This window comes from Prevotella sp. P4-98 (assembly GCF_002251405.1).
Lineage (GTDB): Bacteria > Bacteroidota > Bacteroidia > Bacteroidales > Bacteroidaceae > Prevotella.
This window is the reverse complement of record NZ_NPJC01000010.1, coordinates 1-3,891: the sequence shown is the minus strand read 5'-3', so window position 1 is coordinate 3,891 and position 3,891 is coordinate 1. Positions and strand designations below refer to the sequence as shown.

The window sequence follows — 3,891 nt, the reverse complement described above, 5'->3', positions numbered from 1 at the left end:
CGTTTCCTCCGGGTAGGATGATACGAGAGATGGCGCATCAGTTGTGACGTTACATCTTCCACGCATGAGCCGCCACAGAAATAAACGCTCATCAGCGAACGGACTATCTCGCTGAACTGATATCCGATGATACTGCGGCATCTCTGACCCAGTGTTGAGTCGATAACGGGTGAAAGCATGGAGTCAAATTTCTCCATGATTGAAAAAATTCCTCCAAAAGGTGTGAGTTTTTCGAATTTTATTTGTACCTTTGCAGCGCCTTGTTACGATTTTCGCTTGTTTTCTAATTGCAACAGTAAGATAAGTGAAAAATCTGACACGGCAAAATCCTAGGCAACTTATTGTTGCTCAGGAACTTATAAATAAAGTTAAATTATAGTGTTGCGGAATTAAGGTTTATAAAATTAATTTTGAACAGTTACTTATCATTTATTCATGAGGTTTATGATGCAGATGCTATATCTGTATCCGTAACCCATTATAAGAAAACAAGTATGGACTTTAATAAAGCTCGATTATTATATCTTATCGTATTTTTCCTGTATTCCGGCCTAAGTGTGTCCGGACAATCGATTCATGTTTCAGGAAGAGTACTTCAACAAAATACGCAAACACCTGTTGAGTTTGCTAATGTCGTTCTATTCAAACAAGATTCAGTCTTTCTGAAAGGAACAACGACAGACACTATCGGAAGATTTGAATTTGAAAATCTTCCCACAGATAATTATGTGCTGTCAGTATCCTGTTTAGGATTTGAAACAAAGCGGATTTTGATACAGAATCTGACGGAATCAGCACAAATAGATGTGTATTTGAATGAAAATGTTTTGTTACTTGGGGAAGTGGTGATTTCTGCTTCTTCCACAATAAACAAGATTAACCAACGGATTGTGTTCCCGACAAAATTGCAAATCAGCCATTCTGCCAACGGAATGCAATTGCTGAATACAATGATGCTTCCCGGCTTGAACATCAATCCGATGCTGAATACGATTTCATCATCCGACGGCGGGAAAGTCATTTTGCAGATTAACGGCGTAAATACCACGCCGGAAGAAATTCAGACCTTGCAACCCCGCCAAATCAAGCGGATAGAATATTCGGATTATGCAGGTATCCGATACGGACATGCTTCCAAAGTTATCAACTACGTGGTAGTAAGGGATGATAAAGGCGGTGTTGTTGGTGTGGATTTGATGAACTCGCTGAATATCCTTGCAGGGGGCGATGTTTTCTTTGCCAAATTCAACAAAGGAAAATCGGAATATGCTTTGAACTACACCGCAGAGTTTCAACGCATCAACACGAATAACAGAAATCGCACAGGTAGTTATCAGTTTGAAAATTCATCCCCTATATTGAGGGAAGAAATCAGTGCCGGAGGTGATTATTCGTACCAAAAGCATGATTTTTCGCTGACATACAACTATCAGCAGAGCGATTCGGCTTTTTTCAATGCCAAGTTGAAATATAATCTGAGCAATCAGCCTCACAACGATTTCAACAGTTTTCTAAAAGAGAATGGCACGGACAAAGGGTTGATTTTTGACGGAAGTCAGCAAAAAATTAATGTTCCTACCATCGACTTGTATTACCAGTATGGTTTACCCAAAAATCAGAAAATATATGCTAATGTGGTGGGGAGTTATGCGAACGCAGCATCTTCGCGGAATTACTGCGAATACAACGATGTTGATACTCTTTACAGCGAACGTTCGGAACTGTTTTCCGATAAATATTCACTGATTGCCGAAGGCATATACGAAAAAGGATTTGCCCATGGAAATTTGAAATTCGGGATAAAACATATTCAGTCGTTTACAGAGCAGACAATTAATCAGGGCGAGGAATTCAAATCGGATTTGAATCAGGCGGAATCGTCGGTTTTTGCAGAGTGGTTTTATAGTAAGGGCAAATTCAGCTATAGCTTGGGACTTCGCCTGAATCGCCTGCATTTTTCCAATGTATCTGTTACCAAAAGCTATTACCATTTCTTACCCAAAGCGATGGTTGGCTATCGGTTCAGTGATAATTCTTTTATCCGGTATGATGCGGAGATGAGTCAAACGAATCCAACCCTGATGGAGTTGGCCGACACGGAAATCCGTCTTGACTCGTATCTTGCCGAGAAAGGGAATCTGTTGCTTCAACCGTACCTGAATCTGAATAATAATTTATATTACGAAAACAGAAAAGGGTTGTTCGCTTTCAATGCAAGCCTGCATCATCACTACAAACACAATCCTATCATGGAATCGAAAAGAGAACATGGAAATGTGTTCCTGACAATGCCCGAAAACATGAAAGATTGGAATAAGTATAATGCGGAGATAACATTGAAAGTAGGGATGATAAAAAACTTCCTGCAATTTTCGGTTACAGGAGGCTTCAACCACTTTGACAGTCGTGGGAACAACTATTCGCATACCCATTCTAATTTTTATTACAGGGCAGATGTTTTGGCAATGTATAAGAAATGGATGCTGATAGGCCAGCTACAGCCTTTTGACGAAAGGTTATACGGCGAAACCGTCATAAAGGATGGTAATTATCACTACTTGGCTATCCGGTACAATGCGACTAATTTTTCTTTTGGCATAGGTGCGTTCAATCCGTTTAAGAATGTTTCCCGAACCATTATGGAAAACAAAAATGCACAAGCGCCTTTCCGAAGAGAAAGTTTTAGCGATGCATCCCGAATTCTCGTTGCCACGCTCACTTGGAATTTTAATTTCGGAAAAACTCATCTTGTCGGTACTAAATCGCTGAATAATCAGGATACCGACTACGGAATCAAAGGAAGTTATAAGTAAGATTAGGTGTTGATTTCAACAAATTCTGTATTATGTATTTCTGGCAAATCTATCACTAATTATCTTTCAGCGACATGTTGTTGCTTCGCGTTCACTGAATCCTATCGGAATTCAGTGAACGCCTTTGTGTGTCGTCAACTGACGATATCATCCTTTTTTTTACTCAAAATCAATAAAAATGAAAGATAAGATAAAAAACATTGCAGAAAAATTAGAACATCAAATCAGGATGCATGAACTCGATTTAAATGACAGGATTAAAGATATTCCTCAAATAATATTGCTGTTGGAACAGGGGTTCTCGGAATTGAAAGAAATAGTTTCGTTTTATAAGTTCAAAAGTGAAATGGATGAAATATTCTTTTTCAAGATAATAAAACCCAAGTTTTTTAGTAAACTAATCTATTACAGGAAAGTGTATAACATCGAAATGATGCGCCCCAACGGACAAGATTGTGTGCTGAAAAATTATTTCATCAATGAACTGAATCAGTTAGAGAATTTCTACAATAAGAACATTGATTTCTATAAATACTACCGTTCGGGAAGTACGCATTTGGATAAGTACTTTTTTCTGAGAGGAAAACAAGATATTCAAATGACAATGGAAACATTTTATTTTGAAAGAGACCCTAATTTTTCTACGATTTGCGATTTTAAAGTTGCAAAAATAGTAGCAAACGAAATGTTGCGAATTTATCTGAATCCTAAAATCCGCAACTATCATCCAATACACGATTAAGGGTAGATTTATGAGTCGTTAGTAGCAGCTTTCAGTAAAAAGCAACAGCACAACATCAATATGTAGCCACCATCCCCTTACCCCACGATGCGACTTGAGGTAATACGCAGATTAAAACCATAAGGAACGGATTTTATCCGAATCCAGTTTTGAAGGGTTTTGCATAAGCGCGGTTCTCAGTATAGATATTCAGCACGTATTGCCTTGCTGTCATGATCCACTTGGCAGGTACGGAGATGAATCTGAAGACAAAAGCCTTTATGCGACTCGTTTTCTTGAGCCCAAAAGCCTTGGTGTCAAGCCTGCTCATAATGGTCTTGTAGAAATTGTGTATCA

2 protein-coding genes and 2 pseudogenes are annotated in these 3,891 nt (G+C 38.6%); 2 read left to right on the top strand and 2 right to left on the bottom strand.

Annotated elements, in window-relative coordinates; translation table 11 throughout:
- Positions 1–197: pseudogene (locus CIK96_RS02655) on the bottom strand (IS1380 family transposase); the annotation flags it as partial.
- Between the two features lie 297 nt (positions 198–494).
- On the opposite strand from CIK96_RS02655, the gene CIK96_RS02650 reads away from it, so the two are divergent.
- Together CIK96_RS02650 and CIK96_RS02645 are read left to right on the top strand one after the other, a co-directional pair.
- The gene (locus tag CIK96_RS02650) at positions 495–2,813 is read left to right on the top strand and encodes a TonB-dependent receptor (RefSeq protein WP_094439492.1); all 2,319 of its coding nucleotides are present in this window, start codon (positions 495–497) and stop codon (positions 2,811–2,813) included.
- 178 nt (positions 2,814–2,991) lie between these two features.
- A complete protein-coding gene (locus CIK96_RS02645; RefSeq protein WP_052484764.1) occupies positions 2,992–3,555 on the top strand; it encodes an RteC domain-containing protein in 564 nt (187 codons plus the stop codon).
- Between the two features lie 133 nt (positions 3,556–3,688).
- On the opposite strand, the pseudogene CIK96_RS02640 reads toward CIK96_RS02645, so the two are convergent.
- A pseudogene (locus CIK96_RS02640) lies at positions 3,689–3,891 on the bottom strand (IS1380 family transposase); the annotation flags it as partial.